General features: G+C 64.2%; 18 protein-coding genes and 1 pseudogene. 7 read left to right on the top strand and 12 right to left on the bottom strand.

Annotation, left to right across the window (positions count from 1 at the left end; genetic code table 11):
* The first annotated feature begins 7 nt into the window (after positions 1–7).
* From DFR48_RS12355 to DFR48_RS12345, 3 genes are read left to right on the top strand one after another with little or no spacing between them, the layout of a single operon-like run.
* On the top strand, positions 8–2002 hold the full coding sequence (locus DFR48_RS12355) for an acetyl/propionyl/methylcrotonyl-CoA carboxylase subunit alpha (RefSeq protein ID WP_114363455.1): 1995 nt from the start codon (positions 8–10) through the stop codon (positions 2000–2002).
* Positions 1995–2867, top strand: coding sequence for a hydroxymethylglutaryl-CoA lyase (locus DFR48_RS12350; RefSeq protein ID WP_114363454.1), 873 nt, complete (start codon positions 1995–1997; stop codon positions 2865–2867). Before DFR48_RS12355 ends, DFR48_RS12350 begins: the two co-directional genes overlap by 8 nt.
* Positions 2864–3634 carry a crotonase/enoyl-CoA hydratase family protein gene (locus DFR48_RS12345; RefSeq protein WP_114363453.1) on the top strand — a complete coding sequence of 257 codons (771 nt, stop codon included), beginning with the start codon at positions 2864–2866 and terminating at the stop codon, positions 3632–3634. The genes DFR48_RS12350 and DFR48_RS12345 overlap by 4 nt, the downstream gene beginning before the upstream one ends.
* A gap of 25 nt (positions 3635–3659) precedes the next feature.
* Here the strand turns inward: DFR48_RS12345 and DFR48_RS12340 are convergent, their stop codons facing one another.
* From DFR48_RS12340 to DFR48_RS12295, 10 genes are all read right to left on the bottom strand, one after another.
* Positions 3660–4451 carry a cyclase family protein gene (locus tag DFR48_RS12340; RefSeq protein WP_114363452.1) on the bottom strand — a complete coding sequence of 264 codons (792 nt, stop codon included), beginning with the start codon at positions 4449–4451 and terminating at the stop codon, positions 3660–3662.
* Between the two features lie 3 nt (positions 4452–4454).
* A complete protein-coding gene (locus DFR48_RS12335; RefSeq protein ID WP_114363451.1) occupies positions 4455–5372 on the bottom strand; it encodes an NAD-dependent epimerase/dehydratase family protein in 918 nt (305 codons plus the stop codon).
* Positions 5372–6349: a fumarylacetoacetate hydrolase family protein gene (locus tag DFR48_RS12330; protein ID WP_114363450.1), complete on the bottom strand. Its 978-nt coding sequence runs from the start codon at positions 6347–6349 to the stop codon at positions 5372–5374. The genes DFR48_RS12335 and DFR48_RS12330 overlap by 1 nt, the downstream gene beginning before the upstream one ends.
* Positions 6350–6402: 53 nt before the next feature.
* Entirely contained in the window at positions 6403–6984 is a 582-nt protein-coding gene (locus DFR48_RS12325; protein WP_114363449.1) for a cupin domain-containing protein, read from the bottom strand.
* Positions 6981–8099, bottom strand: coding sequence for an MFS transporter (locus DFR48_RS12320; protein WP_114363448.1), 1119 nt, complete (start codon positions 8097–8099; stop codon positions 6981–6983). The genes DFR48_RS12325 and DFR48_RS12320 overlap by 4 nt, the downstream gene beginning before the upstream one ends.
* Positions 8100–8175: 76 nt before the next feature.
* Positions 8176–9303, bottom strand: a complete 1128-nt coding sequence (locus DFR48_RS12315; protein ID WP_114363447.1) for an FAD-dependent oxidoreductase — start codon at positions 9301–9303, stop codon at positions 8176–8178.
* Complete coding sequence (locus tag DFR48_RS12310) at positions 9300–9677, bottom strand: Rieske (2Fe-2S) protein (protein WP_114363446.1); 378 nt, start codon at positions 9675–9677, stop codon at positions 9300–9302. Before DFR48_RS12310 ends, DFR48_RS12315 begins: the two co-directional genes overlap by 4 nt.
* A 3-nt stretch (positions 9678–9680) precedes the next feature.
* Positions 9681–10628, bottom strand: a complete 948-nt coding sequence (locus DFR48_RS12305) for a VOC family protein (protein ID WP_114363445.1) — start codon at positions 10626–10628, stop codon at positions 9681–9683.
* Positions 10629–10658: 30 nt separating this feature from the next.
* Positions 10659–11321, bottom strand: a complete 663-nt coding sequence (locus tag DFR48_RS12300) for an EthD domain-containing protein (RefSeq protein WP_114363444.1) — start codon at positions 11319–11321, stop codon at positions 10659–10661.
* Positions 11318–12490 carry an alpha/beta hydrolase family protein gene (locus DFR48_RS12295; protein WP_114363443.1) on the bottom strand — a complete coding sequence of 391 codons (1173 nt, stop codon included), beginning with the start codon at positions 12488–12490 and terminating at the stop codon, positions 11318–11320. The genes DFR48_RS12300 and DFR48_RS12295 overlap by 4 nt, the downstream gene beginning before the upstream one ends.
* A 187-nt stretch (positions 12491–12677) precedes the next feature.
* On the opposite strand from DFR48_RS12295, the gene DFR48_RS12290 reads away from it, so the two are divergent.
* Positions 12678–13619 carry a LysR family transcriptional regulator gene (locus DFR48_RS12290; RefSeq protein WP_114363442.1) on the top strand — a complete coding sequence of 314 codons (942 nt, stop codon included), beginning with the start codon at positions 12678–12680 and terminating at the stop codon, positions 13617–13619.
* Between the two features lie 281 nt (positions 13620–13900).
* The gene (locus DFR48_RS12285) at positions 13901–14788 is read left to right on the top strand and encodes a SphA family protein (protein ID WP_114363441.1); all 888 of its coding nucleotides are present in this window, start codon (positions 13901–13903) and stop codon (positions 14786–14788) included.
* Between the two features lie 89 nt (positions 14789–14877).
* Here the strand turns inward: DFR48_RS12285 and DFR48_RS21780 are convergent, their stop codons facing one another.
* A complete protein-coding gene (locus DFR48_RS21780) occupies positions 14878–15135 on the bottom strand; it encodes a hypothetical protein (protein ID WP_147273535.1) in 258 nt (85 codons plus the stop codon).
* A 209-nt stretch (positions 15136–15344) separates the two neighbouring features.
* Between DFR48_RS21780 and DFR48_RS12275 the strand changes: the two are divergent.
* Positions 15345–15572 (top strand): annotated as a pseudogene (locus DFR48_RS12275) (transporter); the annotation flags it as partial.
* A gap of 121 nt (positions 15573–15693) precedes the next feature.
* Here the strand turns inward: DFR48_RS12275 and DFR48_RS12270 are convergent.
* A complete protein-coding gene (locus DFR48_RS12270) occupies positions 15694–16326 on the bottom strand; it encodes a TetR/AcrR family transcriptional regulator (RefSeq protein ID WP_170141860.1) in 633 nt (210 codons plus the stop codon).
* A 103-nt stretch (positions 16327–16429) separates the two neighbouring features.
* Between DFR48_RS12270 and DFR48_RS12265 the strand changes: the two genes are divergently transcribed.
* Positions 16430–17635, top strand: a complete 1206-nt coding sequence (locus DFR48_RS12265) for a multidrug effflux MFS transporter (protein WP_114363437.1) — start codon at positions 16430–16432, stop codon at positions 17633–17635.
* Positions 17636–17749: the final 114 nt, after the last annotated feature.

Raw genomic sequence — 17749 nt, 5'->3', positions numbered from 1 at the left:
GCGAGCCATGTTCTCGAAGATTCTTATCGCCAACCGTGGTGAAATCGCCGTCCGCATCATCAAGACGGCGAGGCGACTCGGAATCAGAACCGTCGCGGTCTATTCGCGGGCCGACCGCGACGCATTGCATGTCGCGCTCGCCGACGAGGCGGTGTTCCTCGGAGCCGCACCGGCGACCGAAAGCTATCTCGACATCGGCAAGGTCGTCGCGGCAGCGCTTGCCAGCGGCGCCGAAGCGATCCATCCCGGCTATGGGTTCTTGTCGGAAAACCCGGATTTTGTCGATGCAGTGGGGAAGGCAAGCCTTACCTTCATCGGTCCCGACGCCGCCTCGATCCGCGCGATGGGCCTGAAGGACGCCGCCAAACGGCTGATGGAGGAAGCGGGCGTTCCAGTGGTGCCGGGCTATCACGGTGACAATCAGGACGCAGCTTTCCTGAAGCTCGAAGCCGGCAGGATCGGCTACCCCGTGCTGATCAAGGCGTCTGCGGGCGGCGGCGGCAAGGGGATGCGGCGCGTCGACACGGACGATGACTTCGACGCCGCGCTTCAGAGCTGCCGTCGGGAGGCGAAGGCTGCCTTCGGGGATGAACGTGTCCTGATCGAGAAATACATCTCCTCGCCACGCCACATCGAGGTGCAGGTCTTCGGTGACGGGCAGGGCAACGCCGTTCATCTGTTCGAGCGCGACTGTTCGCTGCAACGGCGGCACCAGAAGGTGATCGAGGAAGCGCCAGCGCCAGGTATGACGGATGCCGTGCGGGCTGCGATGGCTGAGGCTGCGGTCGCTGCGGCGAAAGCCGTCGCTTACAAAGGTGCCGGGACAGTCGAGTTCATCGCCGACGGTTCGGGACCGCTCCGCCCGGACGGGTTCTGGTTCATGGAGATGAACACGCGCCTGCAGGTGGAGCATCCCGTGACCGAGATGGTGACCGGCTTCGACCTGGTCGAGTGGCAATTGCGCGTGGCGGCGGGCGAGCCGCTGCCGGTGCTGCAGGACGCGATCCGGCTTCTCGGCCACGCGGCCGAGGCGCGTCTCTATGCCGAGGATCCGGCGAACGGCTTCCTGCCGCAGGCGGGCCGGATCGATCATCTGGAATTTGGAGACGGCGAGGGCGTCCGCGTCGACGCCGGCGTTCGCGCCGGCGATCAGGTCTCACCCTATTACGACCCGATGATCGCCAAGGTGATCACACACGGCAAGTCGCGCGACGAGGCGATCGACCGGCTGAAGAATGCGCTCGACGGCATGCACATTACCGGACTCACCAGCAATCGAGACTTTCTGCGCGCGCTTTGCAGGGACGAGACCTTCCGGCAGGGACGCATGGATACCGGCCTCATCGAGCGGAGCATGGACAGTCTCGTTGCACGGCCCGACGTGCCGGAAGAGGCCATTCTGATCGCGGCGCTTGCGGCCTCCGGCCTCGATCCGAACGGACCGCATTGCGGCTTCAGGCTCTGGGGCGAGGCCAGTCATCGCGTGACCCTGCATGCGGGCGAAGAGGTCATCGAACGGCGGATCGTCCCCCGCGGCGGACGTGTCCGGCTCTCGGCTGGCGGCGAGGAGGTCCTGTTCGAGGAAATCGCCTTCGACGGTCGGACCTTCTCGGCTCGTCTGGTCCGCGAGAACGGCAGCGATCGTGTGCTCGCCCGCCTTGTCGTCGACGTCCATGGCGGCGAGCGACGCATCTCCGTCTTGCTCGACGGCGAGACGTACGCCTTCGAGAGGCCGGACCCGTTGGAAGGCGAGGATGCCGCGCACCACCACTCCGGCGAGATCCTGGCACCGATGACGGGCATCGTCCGCTTCGTCGACGTCGGGGCGGGCGTTGCCGTGAAGGCCGGTGACAGGCTCGTCGTCATGGAGGCGATGAAGATGGAGTATACGCTGAGGAGCCCGCGCGACGGCCACGTCGACGCCGTCTTCTGCACCGAAGGCGGGCAGGCGGAAGGTGGAGCCGTTCTCATCCGGATCACCGAGGAGAGGCTCGATGGCTGAGTTTGTCACGGTCTACGAAGTCGGTCCGCGGGACGGATTGCAGAACGAGAAGGAAATCATTCCGGTCGAGGACAAGGTCGCGTTGGTCGACCATCTCTCCGAGGCCGGCTTCCGCAAGATCGAGGTCACGAGCTTCGTCTCGCCGAAATGGGTGCTGCAACTCGCCGACGCCGCCGAGGTGCTGGCCGGCATCTCGCGCCGGCCGGGCGTCGTCTACAGCGCGCTGACGCCAAACCTCAAGGGGCTGGAGGCGGCGCTCGCCGCAAAGGCCGACGAAGTCGCGATCTTCGCCTCCGCATCCGAAACCTTCAGCCGGAAGAACATCAACTGTTCCATCGCCGAAAGCTTCGAGCGTTTTGCGCCCGTCACGGAGGCGGCGAAGGCGGCCGGCGTTCCGGTGCGCGGCTATGTCTCCTGCGTCGTCGCCTGTCCCTATGAAGGTCCCGTCGCGCCGGAGGCCGTGCGGATGGTCGCCGAGCGCCTGATCGACCTCGGCTGCCACGAAATCTCGCTCGGTGATACGATCGGCGCGGGCACACCGGAGACAATTTCCGTCATGCTGGAGGAGGTCCTGCGGTCGGTGCCGGCCCGCCAACTGGCGGGGCATTTCCATGACACAGGCAATCGCGCGCTCGCCAATGTCGAAACCGCTCTCGGCTACGGGCTGAGGACGTTCGATTCCTCCGTCGGCGGGCTCGGCGGCTGCCCGTACGCGCCGGGCGCCAAGGGCAATGTCGCAACTGGCCCGCTCGTCGAACTGCTCGAAGGCTGCGGGTTTGAAACCGGAATCGACGCGGAGAAACTGAAGCGCGCCGAGGCTTTCATCAAGGGACGTGTTGGGCGTCTTTCCGGGAGGAACGCATGACGGAATTCGAAACGATCCTGATCGAAACTGATGAACGGGGCATCGCTTGCCTGACGCTGAACCGCCCCGACAAGCACAATGCGCTGAACGCCCGGATGATCGGCGAACTCACGAAAGCCGCGGAAATCCTCGGTGCGGATGAAAGCGTCCGTGCCGTCGTGCTCGCCGGCAACGGGGCGAGCTTCTGCGCCGGCGGCGATCTCGGCTGGATGCGGGAGCAGCGGGACAAGGACCGCGCCGGCAAAATGGAAGAGGCCCGGACACTGGCGACGATGCTTGCCAAGCTCAACGCTCTGCCGAAGCCGCTCATAGCCCGGGTCCACGGGAATGCCTTCGGCGGCGGCATCGGCCTGATGGCGGTCTGCGACATCGTGATATCGGTGGACACCGCCCGTTTCGCGCTTACCGAAACCCGCCTCGGGCTCATCCCGGCAACGATCGGCCCCTTCGTCGTTCGCCGCATGGGCGAGGGCTATGCCCGTCAGGTCTTCTTCACGGCCAAACCGTTCGATGCCGCCTTCGCATTGAAATGCGGCCTCGTCTCGACCGTGACAGACGCGGAAACGCTGGATGCCTGCGTGGAGGCCGAAGTCGAGGCGATTCTCACGACGCGGCCGTGCGCCGTCGCGGCGGCAAAGGCGCTCTGCCTCGAACTCGGCGGTGACGACCCCGCCGGTCTCGCCGAGCGAACCGCCTCCCTGCTTGCGGACCGGTGGGAGAGCGCAGAAGCCGCAGAAGGCATCGAGGCCTTTCTCGCGAGACGGTAGGGGATTCGATCCGGCCGCCGGCCGTTTACCGCCACGATGCTCGCGTGCTCTCCTCAAGTATGGCGACGGCGCGACACCAGCCAGCAGAGCCGCCCTTGATTTTGACCGGCAGGCAGGAGACCGTGAAACCCGACGGCGGCAGTTCGTCGAGCCGCGTCAGCTTTTCCATGTGCATGAAAATGCCTTCACGACCTGCCTTGTGACCTTCCCAGATAAGACCTGCGTCCCCGGTTTCGGCGAAGCGTTTTGCCGTGACAGGGAAGGGGGCATCCCACGACCAGGCGTCCGTGCCGGCGATGTGGATACCCTGTGCCATCAGCCAGAGCGTTGCTTCACGGCCGATGCCGCAGCCGCGGCCGAGGAAGTCCGGGCGGCCATAGGCGGCGCCGGCGGCGGTGTTGATCAGCACGATGTCGTAGGGTTGCAGCGCGCGGCCCGTGGCCTTCACGGCAGCCTCCATGTCGGCGGCGGTCGCCACATGGCCATCGGGAAGCTCGCGCAGATCAAGTTTTACGCCCGGTCGGATGCACCAGTCCAGCGGCACCTCGTCGATGGTCCAGGCACGCTCGCCGTTGTTCATGGTGGAGGCGAAGTGCCAGGGCGCATCCAGGTGCGTGCCGGCATGGGCGGTCAAATTCAACTGTTCGACCGCCCAGCCCTCGCCGCCCGGAACGTCGGCGATATCGAGGCCGGGGAAGAAACGGAGCACTTCGTCCGAGCCCTCCGCATGGTTGGTGTAGCTGATCCTTGGACCGAGTCCCGGTGGGTCGGCGGGAATGTCGTTCTCGATGGCCACCGAGAGGTCGATAATCTTCATGAGTCAGTCTCCTGAGAGTGCGGCTTTCGCCAGCGTGTCGAGATTGGCGTCGGCGCGGAAGCCGAGGGCGAGCGCCGGCGTGGCGTCGAGCGGCGGCATGGCGCCGAAGATACGTCGCAGGTTGTCGTCATCGCCCCAGCGGATACGGGCCTGTTTGCCTGTGAGGCGGCAGATCGCGTCACAGACCTCGTTCAGATCGGCATGCAGGACCGGCGGTTGGACGGCGGTCTGAATGGGGTCGGCGAGCCGTGCGGCGTGCAACAGGGTGGAGACGGCCGCTTTCCTCGACATCCACCAGCAGGTGCTGGCCGCGGGGATGGGACAGTCATAGGTCTCGCCTGCCGCGATGCGGTGGAAGATCTGGCTCATGAACGCCGATCCGTGTCCGCTCTCGCCGATCGGTCGGGCGACGATGCCGGGAAAGCGCAGGCTTATCGCCGAGAGCGTCCCGCGCCGTGTCATGTCGGACAGCAGGATCTCCATCATCAGCTTGTGAGCGCCGTAGGTGAGAAGCGGCGCCGGCCGCGTTTCCGCCGTCACCGGGCGCTCATCCAGGTCGCCGTATACGGCGATCGACGAGGCAAAGACGAAGCGGGCGCCGGGGCGGTTCGCCGCCACTGCGCGCGCCAGAGCCACGGGCGCCAGCAGATTGACGTGGTGGCCAAGATCCTGTTCCCGCTCGGCCAGACCGCCCGGAACGCTTGCCAGGTGAAAGACGAGATCGAAACCCGGCTCCAGCAGGTCCCTGAGAAAATCCTGGTCGCCCAGATCGCCGGCGACCGCTTCCGAACCGGACGGAGCCGGTCCGGCAAAGGCCCGGTCGGTCAAGACCAGCCGCCGGGCCGCCGGATATGCGGTCGCAAGCGCGGCGGTCAGACCCCGTCCCAGAAAGCCGTCGGCGCCGGTGACCAGAATACGCATCAGGTCCGCACCACGCTCTGGTCGATCACCCCGAAGGGGGCTGAGCCATCCGGCAGACGCGCCTCCATCCGCACGCGATCGCCCCAGGTGAGGAACGGCGCGCGCGCGGCGCCCTGATCGAGAAGCTCGATCACGCGGATTTCCGATATGCAGGACGAGCCTGCATCCCGATCCGCATTGGAAACCGTGCCCGAGCCGACGATCGTGCCGGCCGAAAGCCTGCGGGTGCGGGCGCAATGGGCGATCAGTTGGCCGAAGGAGAAATGCATCTCGTCGCCACGGGCGCGTCCGACCTCACGGCCGTTGATCTCGACATGCAGCGGGAGGTTGACGCGTCCCTTCGCCCAGTGCGGGCCGAGCTCATCCGGCGTGATCGCTAAGGGCGCGAAGGCGGTGGAGGGCTTCGCCTGCAGGAAGCCGAACCCGGCGCGCATTTCGCGGGGACCAAGCGCGCGCAGCGACCAGTCGTTGATCTGCACCAGCAGGCGTATATGGGCTTCCGCCTGCTCAGCCGCCGTCCCCATCGGCACATCCGAGAGCACGACGCCGAATTCGCCTTCCACGTCGATCAACAGCGCGTCGTCGGGGAACTCGACATCGGCAAGCGGACCACGAAAGTCGTCACTGGCGCCCTGATAGATCAGCGGGATCGTCTCGAAGTCCGGACTGGGCGGATTGTCGAAGGCCTTGTCCATCAGCCGCCCGTGATTGAGAAACGCCGACGCATCCAGCCATTGCGGCGCGCGCGGCAGGGGAGCCAGGCAACGTTGCGGCTCGAAACGGGTCGCAAATGGTTCCTCGCCCGCGTTCAGCCGATCATAGAGGCTGGCGAGGCGCGGAGAAACGGCATCCCAGTCTTCGATGGCGGAGAGCAGGGAGGCCGAAATGCCGGTTGCCGGCATTGCCAGCGTCAGATCGCGCGAGACGACCCACAATTGGCCGTCGCGGCTTCCGTCATGGTAGGTTGCGAACTTCATGGGGACCTCATTGGTGCCGTTCGAGGCGTGCTAGGCCTTCGTGGAATTGCGCTTCATCGCCCGGCGAGGCTCGCGGCGAGGGCGGGATCGTAAGTGCCGGAGACGAGGACGAAGAGCATTCGGCACATCCTGCCGGATCGGTTGGCCCAGGCATGGTTGGTGCCGCGCTGGATGACCACGGACCCGGGCTTCAGAAGGGCCTCGCCATCGTCGAGCACCAGGGTCATTTCACCCTCGATGACGATGCCGTAGTCGATCGACTCCGTCCGGTGCATCAGCGGATGCGGAGAGCTCTCCTTGACAGTCGAGGCGGCCTTGTCGCCGATCTGCTCGAACGCCTCGCCCATCCGCCCGGCCCCCGACTTCAGGAAATCCTCGGTGTCCGGTGGAATGTCGACGAAGCGAATGCGGGTGCCGCCGGGAGGCGGGGGCAGCACGAGCGAACCAAGTGTCGGATCGTCTCCGTTGGTCACGCGCGCGGGGCTTTCCGCCGTCGACCAGACCTCATGAAACGTGGTCCCGGGGATCGCCGTGATCTCCACGACGGTCGGCAGCGGTCCGACCTCGGTCAGAATGGAGCGCCCGTCCTGGCTGTGTCCGGTCACGACGCGGGTGATGGGGGGGAAGTCTGTCATGCGCTTTTCGCCTTGGTGAAGAAGCCGATGGAGATGATGCCCACCACGACGGCGGCGACGCCGAGTGCCGAGTAGCCGAGGTTCTGGCCGAGTGCTCCGCCGACGATCGGCCCGAGTGCCGCGCCGACCATCAGCATCGCCGGCGTGGCGGCAACCGCGCGCCCGGTCGGATCGAGCTTGGCCAGTCGCCCGAAAGCGAAAGTGTGGGTGAATATCTGGATGGACACGAACACCGCCGCCGCAGGCGCCCAGAGGGTGAAGATCGTCGCCGATGTGACGATGACCGCGAGAACGGCCTGAACCGCAGGTCCGATCTGGGTGACCAGTGTCGCCGAAACGCGCGTTTGAAGGAACGCCGCCAACGGCGACGGCAGGATGAAGTTGACGAAGCCCAGCGCGATCAGGACGGCGAGAACGCTATCGGGTGAGAAGCCGCGCGTCTTGCCGATGACTTCGACGAAGGAAAACACCATCGCCTGGTTGAAGGTCATGATGCTGATACCGAAGATGGTGAGCCAGGTCGCGCGGCTGAAAGGCCGCCTTTGATGTTCGGCGCCGCTCACGGGGTTGCGGAACAGCAGCGCGGAACTGATGGTGGCGACCGCCATGATCCCGGCGAAAACCTGAAACAGGACCGGGCCGCCACGGGCGATCAGCAACTGTGGAATGACGGCAAGCAGAATGATGGCGAGCAAGCCAAGCGCAATGCCGGCCAGCGCGATTAGGCGATGCGGATTGGCGGCGTGTCCCATTGTCCCGTGCACCATGGAGAGCGCAACGCCGACCGACAGGCCCGCGACGAGGTGGAGCAGGGCGAGCGGTATGAAGCCGGCCTGTGTGGACGCGAGCAGGAAAGCCGCTGCGGCCACGCCGAAGCCCAAGGTCGCGGCCAGTCTCTGGTTCATCCTGTTGAAGCGTGGGGCGACCAAGGCGCTGGCGACGACCGCGCCGACGAGGAACAGGGTTGCCAGCGCGCCCGCCTGCTGCGGGCTGAAGCCGTAACGCTCGACCAGCGCGCCGACCCAGACGGGCAGCGCGATGAGATCCAGCATCCCCGAGAAGTGGCCGATGATGAGGGCGGTTACCCCGGCCACTCCGAACTTTTGTCCTGACATTCGTGCTCCTCCAGCAAAATTGAACGGCGGCAATCGGCGCGCGATCTCCCAAATCGCCGCACCGCCGCGACTTTTTTCAGATGGCTTCCGCCAGCGTTTTCATGGAAGCCTGCATGATTGCGGCATGCGCGTCGCGGCTGCCGCCATGGATCTCGATGTCGGCCAACTGGCCGGAATTCTCGACCACCATCCGGCAGCGCTCCCAGCGTCTCGCTTCGAACGCGGCAAGGGCGGAGCCGACATCGGCGCCTTGGCCAAGCTCTTCGGCCAGCACCATCGCGTCCTCGATACCGATGCAGGCGCCGGCCGCCAGATGCGGTGTCGTGGCATGCACGGCATCGCCGATCAGCACCACGCGGCCCTTGAACCAGGGCCGTGGCAACAGCATCTGCTCGAGCGGGCGGTAGATGATCTGATGTTCGGAGGACAGTTCCGACGCAATCCTGCGGATGATCGGGGAGGGGAAGCGCTCCAGCAGGCCCCGCAAGTTTTCAACCAGCACCTCCGGCGGAACGAAGTCGTTGGTGGGGCGATCTTCGGTCAGGAACAGGTAGGCCTGGTCCTTGTTGACGCCGTTCAATCCCACCTTGAGCTTCGGGCCCATCCACATGGTGACGGTATCGATGCCCTCGGGCCTCGGGAGCACGGCGCGCCAGACCGACTGGCCGATGAAGCGCGGTTTGGGAGCCTCGGGAAAGATCTTGGAACGGACGGCGGAGTAGAGGCCGTCCGCGCCGACGACGAGATCGTACGTATCCGAACTGCCGTCACCGAAACTAACACGCACTCCGTCTTCGCCCTGCATGATATCGGTGAACGTTAGCCCCAAGCGAACCTTGGTGGAGGAGGAGCGCACGGCTTCGGAAAGGATCTTGGCGAGCGCCGGACGCATGATGCCGCCGCCGCCGGGGATGTCGGCGCCGGCCACGCGCGGGGTCGGCAGCGTCACAAGCACGGAGTCGTCCGGCCCGCGCAGTTGCACGCCGTCGCTGACGAAGCCTTCCTCGAGAAACCGGTCGATCAGGCCAAGATCCCGCAGCACCCGGAGCGTCGAGCCGTGCAGGCTGATGCCGGCGCCATAGGAGCGCCACCCTGCGTCGATCTCGACGAGATCCACCTCAAACCCCTGGCGGGACAATTGCAGCGCCGCGGTCATGCCGGCGAAGCCGCCGCCGATGACAAGCACTTTGATATTTGAATTCATGTGGTTTCCTCCTCTGCGGGCGCGGCGACGAAAATCTCCCCCTCGTCGCTCACGGCAATGTCTACGGCTGTCAGCTTTTGTCCCAGGCAAGGTCCAAGAACGCATTCACCGGTATCGATTTCGAAAAGCGCGCCATGCGAGTGGCACGTCAGATGGGTCTTTTCGCCATTCAGGTAGGCGTCGGTCTTCCATGCCATCGGCGTGCCGGTGGAATAGTGCGGGCAGGCATCAAGCCAGGCGTACAGAACGCCCCGGCGCCGGGTCAGGACGATCTTCCGGCGCGCTCCATCAAAGGGGCCAAAGCCCTTCGCCTCGGCCTCGCCGATCTCGTCAGACCGGCACACATAGTGGAGTTTTCGTGTGGCGCTCTGCATATGTCAGCGCTTCGCGCCGGGCGGAGGGCCGCCGCCGGGAGCCCATTTCTCTCGATATTCGAAGAGGACGATCTGGGAGGCCTCGGCTCCGTTCGGGGCTTCGCGCGCGACCCAGGTGTCGTCGTGCTTGTCCATGTCGGCGTCGTATTCGAAGTGACAGCCGAGCGGACTGTTGAAGTACCAGAACCAGTTCGAACCGAACTTGTGCCGGCCGGGGCCCCAGAAACTCTGATAGCCCTTCTTCACGAAGCGCGTACCCGCCACCATCAGCTCGGTCGGGCCGCCCATGTGGAAGGCGAGGTGCTCGCACCCCTTCATGTATTCAGGCGTGCGGATGAAGAAGAGCGTGTGATGGTCGTCGTTCGCCTTCGGCCGCAGGAAGGGACCGGCACCGGTCAGGATGTCGGTGATCACGAAGCCGAGGTGGTCGCAGTAGAACCGGGTCGCGATCTCGATGTCGGGAACGAACAGCACGACATGGCTGAGCGAGCGCGGCAGCGCCGGCATTTCTTCCCAGACGCCGATTTCGTTCGGCTTGCGTTGCGCCGGTGCGCCCGGCGCATTGATCTTTTCCGCTGGCATGACGAGTTCGCGGCGGATCGTGACCTGGAACCTCAGCTCGAAGCCATGGTCATCCTTCAGTTCGATCGAGCCGTCGGACAGGCGCGCCACCCGGCGGTCCTTGGAAAGCTCCGTTTCGATCGCGTCGAGATCCTCGGCGGAGCGCACGCCATAGACCTGCTGACGCAGCATGTTCGACGTCGGCAGCGGCGGAGGCAGCGACGGATCGGACTTGTGGCGGATGATGATGCCTGTACCGTCCAGCGTCTCGAACAGGCCGCCGGCAGGGGTAACGTCCGTCGGCTTCAGGCCGAAGGCGGTCAGGTATTCACAACAGGCAGCGACATCGTCGACGCCGAAGACGAGATAATCAGGCCCGATGATGTTCATGGGACATTCCTTTCTATTCCGAAGTCTTGATCAGCCTGCGTGGAGAACATGTTCGCGGGCAATCGCCAGGCAGTAACGTGTGTCGGAGGGAGCGAACGCCGGGGCGGCGTCGCGGCAGGCCTGCGCGAAGGCAAGCCCGGCGGCCTCGTCCGGCAGCCAGAATTCGTCGACGGCCTCGACCGGCCCCGGAAACAGCGGCAGGTTGCGACACTGGCCGAAGAGGCCGAAATCCGCGCCATTGGCGGCATCGGGCACTGTTTTCACGTCCGGTGCATTGTTGAACCAGAACAGGAAGACTTTCACGGCGCCGTCCCGAGGGCCCGGCGGCAGGATCAGCTCTTCGGTGACCGGAAGGCCGAGTACGGAGGTTTCATCCACCATCTTGGGTTCGTCCGGCTGCAGCTGCTCGAGATAAAAGGGCGTCTCGCGCGAGGAATTCGCCGCCGCCATGTCCGGAAACCAGACCTCGGTGACAAAATCCAGGCCGAGCGAGAGGGCCTTGGGCTGCCCGTCACCGCCGAAATAAATGCCGTCGAAGATATGGTTCTGAACGTAGCGACGCGGCGCCTGGGACGGTTCGCGGGCGATATAGTCCAGCACCAGCCTGCCGTGATGGTCCTTCATGTGCGCACGGTTTTCGCCAAGCGTCTGCCCGAGACGCCGCCGTCCGCAGATCATTGTCTTGATCGTCATGCTGCTTGCTCCGCGACCGTGCGTCCGCCGAGGGTTTCCGCGACCCAGTCGGCGATATAGGCGCCGGCATTGGCGGAATTGTCGAAGCTCGAATGCTGCACGCCGCCGGTGCGTTCATCGAAGATCTTCAGTTCGCGCCTCGGGCTGTTGACCAGCTGATCGTAGGTGGCATGCGCCCACTGAAGGGGGATCTGGCTGTCCTTCTCGCCATGGGTCACGAGGAAGGGCACGCGGATCCGGTCGAGGATGCCGTTCAGATGAACGTTTTCGGCGATCTGCATGAATTCGTCCATGTCCTTGGCGCCCCAGACCCACATGACGTGGCTCCAGTAGTGGGGGACCGGGAAGTTGCCCTCGCGGGCAAGGCGCTTCTTCTGCACGTCGCGCCAGTCGTGGTTGGCACCCCAGACAACACCGCAGGCAAACCGCGGTTCGAAGGCGACCGCACGCGGACAGTAGTAGCCGCCGAGCGACACGCCTTCCATGCCGATGCGCCTGGGGTCAACGTCCGGCCGGCCCTCCAGCCAATCGACGACGCGGCTGGCCCAGTGCTCGCTGTCGAAGCGGGCGGTGAGCCCCTGCAGGCGAAGCGCTTCGCCGGTACCCGGCTGGTCTACGATCAGCGAGGCCACGCCCCGCTTGGCGAGCCAGCCCGGCAGGCCGACGAGGAATTTCATCTCCTTGGTGCTGTCGAGGCCGTTGACCTGGACCAGCAGCGGTGCGGGGCCCTCGACGCCTTCGGCGGGCACGTAGAGCGCCGAAAGATGCGTTCCCTCGTAGGGGATGTCCACCCGGCGACAGGGCGAGCCGGACAGCGCCAGACCTTTCTCGAAGGTGGCAAGAAAGCGCTCGTAGAGAGCCACGCGACCTTCCGAACCATGTGCCAGCAGGCGCTCGGCGGTCAGCATGTAGTTCCCGGCGCGGATCAGCTTGTCGCCGGCCGAAATCAGCCGACCCTTGGCTTCGTCCTCGTCCGCAAGGGAAACCAGCTTGTCCGCCATATGAATCCATGTTTCGCGGAACGCCTGCGTTCCGGCCGCATCCGGCGCCTTGGCTGCGTCCTGCAGCGGGGCGCACATTTCCTCGATCTCTCCCATCCGGGCGCCCATCTCGATCGACAGATTGACCGAGAGGTTCCAGACGTAGTTGGTCGGAAAATACTTGAACATTAGGTCTCCTCGAGGTCGCCGCGAGCGGCGCAGATTTCATCGGGAGGAGATTGGGCTGACGGCATGGCTCAACCGGCCACATGACATCATCTCCTCCCGAGGCGAGACTTAACGAAAATCAATCTGTTTACAAAATTGCTTTGATGAATGATTTATATTTACGCTGTGAATATCTGGGAGGACACTCATGCGGTTCAAGAACCTCGATCTGAACCTGCTGGCCGCGCTCGATACGCTGATCCGTATCCGCAACGTCAGCCGTGCGGCCGAGGAAATGTTCATCACACAGTCGGCGATGAGCAATGCGCTCGGGCGGCTGCGGGACTATTTCGACGATCCGCTTCTCATCCAGGTCGGGCGATCCATGGAATTGTCGCCATTGGCCGCATCGCTCGAACAGCCGGTGCGCGACATCATCGTCCGGATCGAGGCCGCGGTCGTTTCAACCCCGTCGTTCTCACCTGAGGAATCGAACCGGAGCTTCAGCTTCATCGTGTCGGACTACACCGTCCTAACGATCATGCCGGCGTTTCTCCAGCGCCTGGAGAAACTGGCGCCCGCCATCCAGATCCAATTCAAGCCGCAACAGAACTATCCGCACCTTCTGCTGGAACGTGGTGAGGCCGACCTGCTGATCGCGCCCACCGTATTCTGTTCCACCAATCATCCGATGGAGACGCTGCTTGAGGACCGGCTTTGCTGCGTCGTCGATGCGGACGGGCCGTTCTCCTCCGGCGTGATGTCGCAGGCCGACTTTCTGTCCGCCGGCCATGTCGTGATGCAACCGCCCAATGGCGGGGAAAGCTTCGCCCAGCGGGCCTTCGATCGCGTCGGTATCAAGCTCAGGATCGAGGTAACCACCTATTTCTTCTCGTCGCTGCCCTTGCTCGTTCGGGGCAGCCGGCGGGTCGGGCTGGTCCAGCGGAGTCTGGCGCAGGTCTTGGTGAAGCTCGGCGGTGTCAAGATCGTGGAGCCGCCGTTTCCGCTGCCCGCGCTGCAGCAGTCGCTTCAGTGGCACAGTTATCGGACACGCGATCCGGCCCTCTCGTGGATCCGCGAGCAGATCCACGAGACGGTCCGCGCGATTGCTGAGAGTGGCGAGGTCGAAGGCATAGATCTTGCGACATGATGAATATGCCTGAGCCGGGTATTTATTCTGCGAATAGCTCGTATTGCCAATGACCATTTTACATTCGTCAAGTGCCGGCTTAGTCCGGATTTCGGGTGGTATCGGGTTTCCCTAGAGAATCTCGATGCACCGGTGGCGAGGAGGCCGCCGAGGGGGAAGGACAGCAGACAATCTGGATGACCAGACTCGCTTACCGCGAGGATGACGTCGTGCGCGCGTTTGCGACCCGGAGCCTCTTCGCGCGGGTATCGTTGTCGTTGTTCATGTGAGGAGGATGGATAATGAAATTCAGGAAATTCGGGCTTGCCGCGGCGCTATCGGCAACGACGCTCTGTCAGGCGCAGGCTGCCGAGAACGGCAACACGCAGTATTCGCCGGGTTCACCGCAATTCTTCGCTGCGGGCATTCCACCCTACCCCGGTCTCTATTTTCTTTCCCAGACCAACTATTTCACCGCCGACCGGACCAACGACTCGAACGGCGACAAGGTGCCGATCGACTTCGAGGTCAAGGCGCTGGCGGAAACCTTCCGCTTCCTCTACGTGAGTGACATCGAAATCGGCGGCGCCCAGCTCTGGGGACAACTCGTCGTTCCGGTCGTTCATCTCGACATGTCGCTGCCATTCGGCCAGGACACCACGCTCGGCCTCGCCGACATCACCACCTCCGTGGGACTCGCCTGGCACCCGGATCGCAACAACACGTTCGTCGTGGGTGTCGACGTGGCAATGCCAACCGGCAAGTACGACGTCTCCGAGATCGCCAATATCGGCACCAACCACTGGTCCGTTCAGCCGACCGTCGGCTACCACTATTCGGATCCGCAGGGCCTGGAACTCGGCGCCACGGCCCGCCTGATCTTCAACACGGAAAATACCGAAACCAACTACACGTCCGGTACGGAATTCGTCCTGGATTACGCGGTCGGCTGGAACTTCGACAAGTGGCGCATTGGCGCTGTGGGCTACTATCTCGAGCAGCTCTCGGATGACGACGGCCCGGCGGTTGCCGCAGACGGACATCGCGGCAAAGGTTTTGCCATCGGTCCGTCGCTAACCTATTCTTTCAATCCGGGTTTGCAGCTCAGCGCCTCCTGGCAGCACGACGTTCTCGCGGAGAATCGAGCTCAAGGTGACGCTGTCTGGGTCAACTTTGCCACCAAGTTTTAGGCTCGAGCACCTCTCGGAGGGGCATGGCCCCTCCGAGAGGTGAGAGGGAGGCTGCACGCGGAGAGCCGCAGGCGAGCTTCGACAATGCATCAGCGCGCCAGCATCGAGCGAGGATCACAGCGGAGAAGCCGCGCGAACGGGCGAGTGCGATCGGCTCGCTCGGCGTGGTGGCCGGGGCGACGTTCTTCCGCTTCCAGTCCAAGCACTCCGTCGGCGCGATGATCATGCAGGCCGCTGGCTTTGCCATTCTCTATACGCAGTCGTCGCTGACCGGCGGCATTATCGGCATGGTTCGTCAACAATGTCGGGTGCGGGATCTCGCTGCCGCTCGTGCTCGCCTTCACCATGAGCAAGCTGCCGGGCGGCTATCGTGGCCGGGCCTCGGGCATTTGGACGTCGATGTTCTTCATCGGCCAGTTCGTCTGCCCGCTCTGGGTTGCCGCCGTCTCCACGCTTGGCGGTGGTATGGTTGCCGCGATGGCCTTCTTCGCCGGGTTCACCGCAGTCGGTGGGCTGCTTCTTTTGACGGGCTCGGTGCTACAATCGCTTCCAGTTCGGATTGACCGGGAACATCCGCTGGCAGATCGAGGACGACGAAGGTTCGCCGGCTGTGCCGGCGACTGACGGGCAGAGGCATAAATCCATCCGGCTCGGTCCTATCCTGGCGGTCGATTTCTCCGAGCATCGCACCACCGTGACGCTGAAATATCTGACCGACGTCTACAGCCGCAGCGCTTTCGACGGCGACTATCTGCAGCTCAGCTTCATTCGAAAGATCTGGTAGCGCGGGCGGACGCCGATCGCATCTTCCCGCTTCTGGACGCGCGCCCGATCGGCCCCGGGCGCGCGGTTTGTTTCGGGGAAGTGGCGGCGGCCCTGCGCAACCCGTGAAGTCGAGCCTGCCCTTACGTGGCCGGAGGGCACAGGGCCGCAAGTGCGACGTCGATGCGAATTTGGAGCTGCCGCATGAGCGTGTCCTGATCCATATCGAGAATGAGCGCCTGGAGATGCAACTGCCCGAGAATGGCGCCCAGGAATACGTCCACGAGCAGTTTCTTCCGCTCCATGTCGGCGGCGTCGGAGAGCAGGTTTGTCGGCTGGAGCCGCTCGACCATAAGCGTTTGTGCCCTGTCCATGCATTCGCGGTAGAAGAGATCGGCCAGATCTGGCGACTTGCGTGCTTCCGAGATGACGAGGCGCGTCAGCGCCAGCTGGCGCGGCGAAAGGATGAAGGCGGCGAGGCCGATCAGCAGCTTGCGCAGCCTGTCGCGCGGATCAGCCGCCTCGTCGGGGCTCGCCACCCAGGCATCGACGGGATCGTGGCTCTGGATCAAGGCGCGGAACAGCGCCGGCTTGTCGGGAAACAGCTTGTAGACCGATTTCTTGGCCATGCCGCAGGCGCGCGCAATCTCTTCCATGGTGGCGTCGCCATAGCCGAGGGAGGCGAAGACCTCCTCTGCCGCCTGCAGGATCAACTCCCGACGCTTGGTTTCATCCAGAACCGGCGGTCGGCCGGGAGAAGCGACGGAATTCGACATGGCGCAGCAATTCCCTGTTGACATTTGGAAACGAATGCGTTTCCAATTAAATTTAGGAAACGATATCGTTTCTATACCTCACTTGGCGACAAAGGAATACCCCATGGAAAAAGGCGCATCCCGGATTGGCATCGCTCTCGGCCTGATGTGCGGTGTCGGGCCAATGGCAACTGACATGTATCTCGGCGCAATGCCTGACATCGCCACCTCGCTGAACGGCTCGGCGGCGGGCGTCCAGATGAGTGTCATGGCCTTTTTCCTGGGCTTTACCGTCGGGCAATTGTTCTACGGCCCGATCTCGGACCGGACGGGCCGCAAGCCGATGATCTATCTGGCGCTGGCGATCTTCGTCGTCGCGTCGATCGGCTGCATCTTCGCGGGCGATGTCCGGCAATTGCTGGCATGGCGCTTGCTGCAGGGTATCGGCGGTTCGATCGGCATGGTGATGGCGGCGGCCGTGATCCGCGATCTCTACACCGGAGTGCAGGCCGCCAGGCTGATGTCGGTCGTGGTGCTCATCAACGGCGTCGCGCCGATCGTGGCGCCGCTTGTCGGCAGCATGCTGCTGGGCGTCGGGTCCTGGCGGCTTATCTTCATGGTGCTGGCATGTTTCGGCCTGTTGGCCGCCGTGGTCGCCTGGACCATGCTCCCGGAAACCCGCATGCGCGAGCTGCGGGAGACGAGCAGGCCGGGCGACGCCTTGAAATGGTATGTGCATCTCGTGCTGCGCCGGGATTTCATTCCCTACGCCGGCACGCTCGCGCTCGCCCAGGGCGGCTTCTTTGCCTATATTGCCGGGTCTTCGTTCATTTTCATCGATCTCTATGGCCTGTCACCCATGGCCTACTCGCTCGTCTTCAGCCTGAACGCCCTCGGTCTTGGAGCAGGGGCGCAAATCGCCACGCGGCAGGTCTCCCGTTTCGGCCTGCGGGCGATCGCTCGTGCCTCGACCGGCATCTATGCCGCCGCCGCGATCCTGTTGCTGGCGATCCAGCTTGCCGGCGCCGGCGGCGTCGTTCCGACCTCGATCCTGCTGTTCCTCATGATCTCGTCGCTTGGCGGCATCATGCCGACCTGCAACGTGCTGAGCCTCGAGGGTCACGGCGCGATCTCCGGCGTCGCGGCGGCTCTGATGGGTGCGCTCGGCTTCGGCGCGGGCGCGCTGGCCAGCCTGCTGCTCGGTGTCTTCGAGGACGGTACCGCGACTCCGATGATCGCGATGATCGCGGTTTGTGCGGCGGCGGCGGCCCTGACCAGCCACCTGGCCTTTCCGCGCCTCAAGGAACAGCTTCAGCCGGCCGGTTCGTGACGGTTGTCGCTTCTACATAGAGTATCCGGCCAGTCTCGGAGTCGAACAGAATGGCCCCATAGCATTGGCCGGAATTCTCAAAGCCGTCGCCTGCGACAGAACGTGCGGCAGAAG

Source organism: Ciceribacter lividus, from assembly GCF_003337715.1.
Classification (GTDB): Bacteria; Pseudomonadota; Alphaproteobacteria; order Rhizobiales; family Rhizobiaceae; genus Allorhizobium; species Allorhizobium lividum.
The sequence above is the reverse complement of the archived record's forward strand: the minus strand, read 5'-3'. Positions and strand labels throughout refer to the sequence as shown.

Bases quoted from the DNA above. Each gene is read 5' to 3' on its own strand.
- DFR48_RS12355 (WP_114363455.1), top strand. From the start codon at position 8: ATGTTCTCGAAGATTCTTATCGCCAACCGTGGTGAAATCGCCGTCCGC.
- DFR48_RS12350 (WP_114363454.1), top strand. From the start codon at position 1,995: ATGGCTGAGTTTGTCACGGTCTACGAAGTCGGTCCGCGGGACGGATTG.
- DFR48_RS12345 (WP_114363453.1), top strand. From the start codon at position 2,864: ATGACGGAATTCGAAACGATCCTGATCGAAACTGATGAACGGGGCATC.
- DFR48_RS12340 (WP_114363452.1), bottom strand. From the start codon at position 4,451: ATGAAGATTATCGACCTCTCGGTGGCCATCGAGAACGACATTCCCGCC.
- DFR48_RS12335 (WP_114363451.1), bottom strand. From the start codon at position 5,372: ATGCGTATTCTGGTCACCGGCGCCGACGGCTTTCTGGGACGGGGTCTG.
- DFR48_RS12330 (WP_114363450.1), bottom strand. From the start codon at position 6,349: ATGAAGTTCGCAACCTACCATGACGGAAGCCGCGACGGCCAATTGTGG.
- DFR48_RS12325 (WP_114363449.1), bottom strand. From the start codon at position 6,984: ATGACAGACTTCCCCCCCATCACCCGCGTCGTGACCGGACACAGCCAG.
- DFR48_RS12320 (WP_114363448.1), bottom strand. From the start codon at position 8,099: ATGTCAGGACAAAAGTTCGGAGTGGCCGGGGTAACCGCCCTCATCATC.
- DFR48_RS12315 (WP_114363447.1), bottom strand. From the start codon at position 9,303: ATGAATTCAAATATCAAAGTGCTTGTCATCGGCGGCGGCTTCGCCGGC.
- DFR48_RS12310 (WP_114363446.1), bottom strand. From the start codon at position 9,677: ATGCAGAGCGCCACACGAAAACTCCACTATGTGTGCCGGTCTGACGAG.
- DFR48_RS12305 (WP_114363445.1), bottom strand. From the start codon at position 10,628: ATGAACATCATCGGGCCTGATTATCTCGTCTTCGGCGTCGACGATGTC.
- DFR48_RS12300 (WP_114363444.1), bottom strand. From the start codon at position 11,321: ATGACGATCAAGACAATGATCTGCGGACGGCGGCGTCTCGGGCAGACG.
- DFR48_RS12295 (WP_114363443.1), bottom strand. From the start codon at position 12,490: ATGTTCAAGTATTTTCCGACCAACTACGTCTGGAACCTCTCGGTCAAT.
- DFR48_RS12290 (WP_114363442.1), top strand. From the start codon at position 12,678: ATGCGGTTCAAGAACCTCGATCTGAACCTGCTGGCCGCGCTCGATACG.
- DFR48_RS12285 (WP_114363441.1), top strand. From the start codon at position 13,901: ATGAAATTCAGGAAATTCGGGCTTGCCGCGGCGCTATCGGCAACGACG.
- DFR48_RS21780 (WP_147273535.1), bottom strand. From the start codon at position 15,135: ATGGTGAAGGCGAGCACGAGCGGCAGCGAGATCCCGCACCCGACATTG.
- DFR48_RS12270 (WP_170141860.1), bottom strand. From the start codon at position 16,326: ATGTCGAATTCCGTCGCTTCTCCCGGCCGACCGCCGGTTCTGGATGAA.
- DFR48_RS12265 (WP_114363437.1), top strand. From the start codon at position 16,430: ATGGAAAAAGGCGCATCCCGGATTGGCATCGCTCTCGGCCTGATGTGC.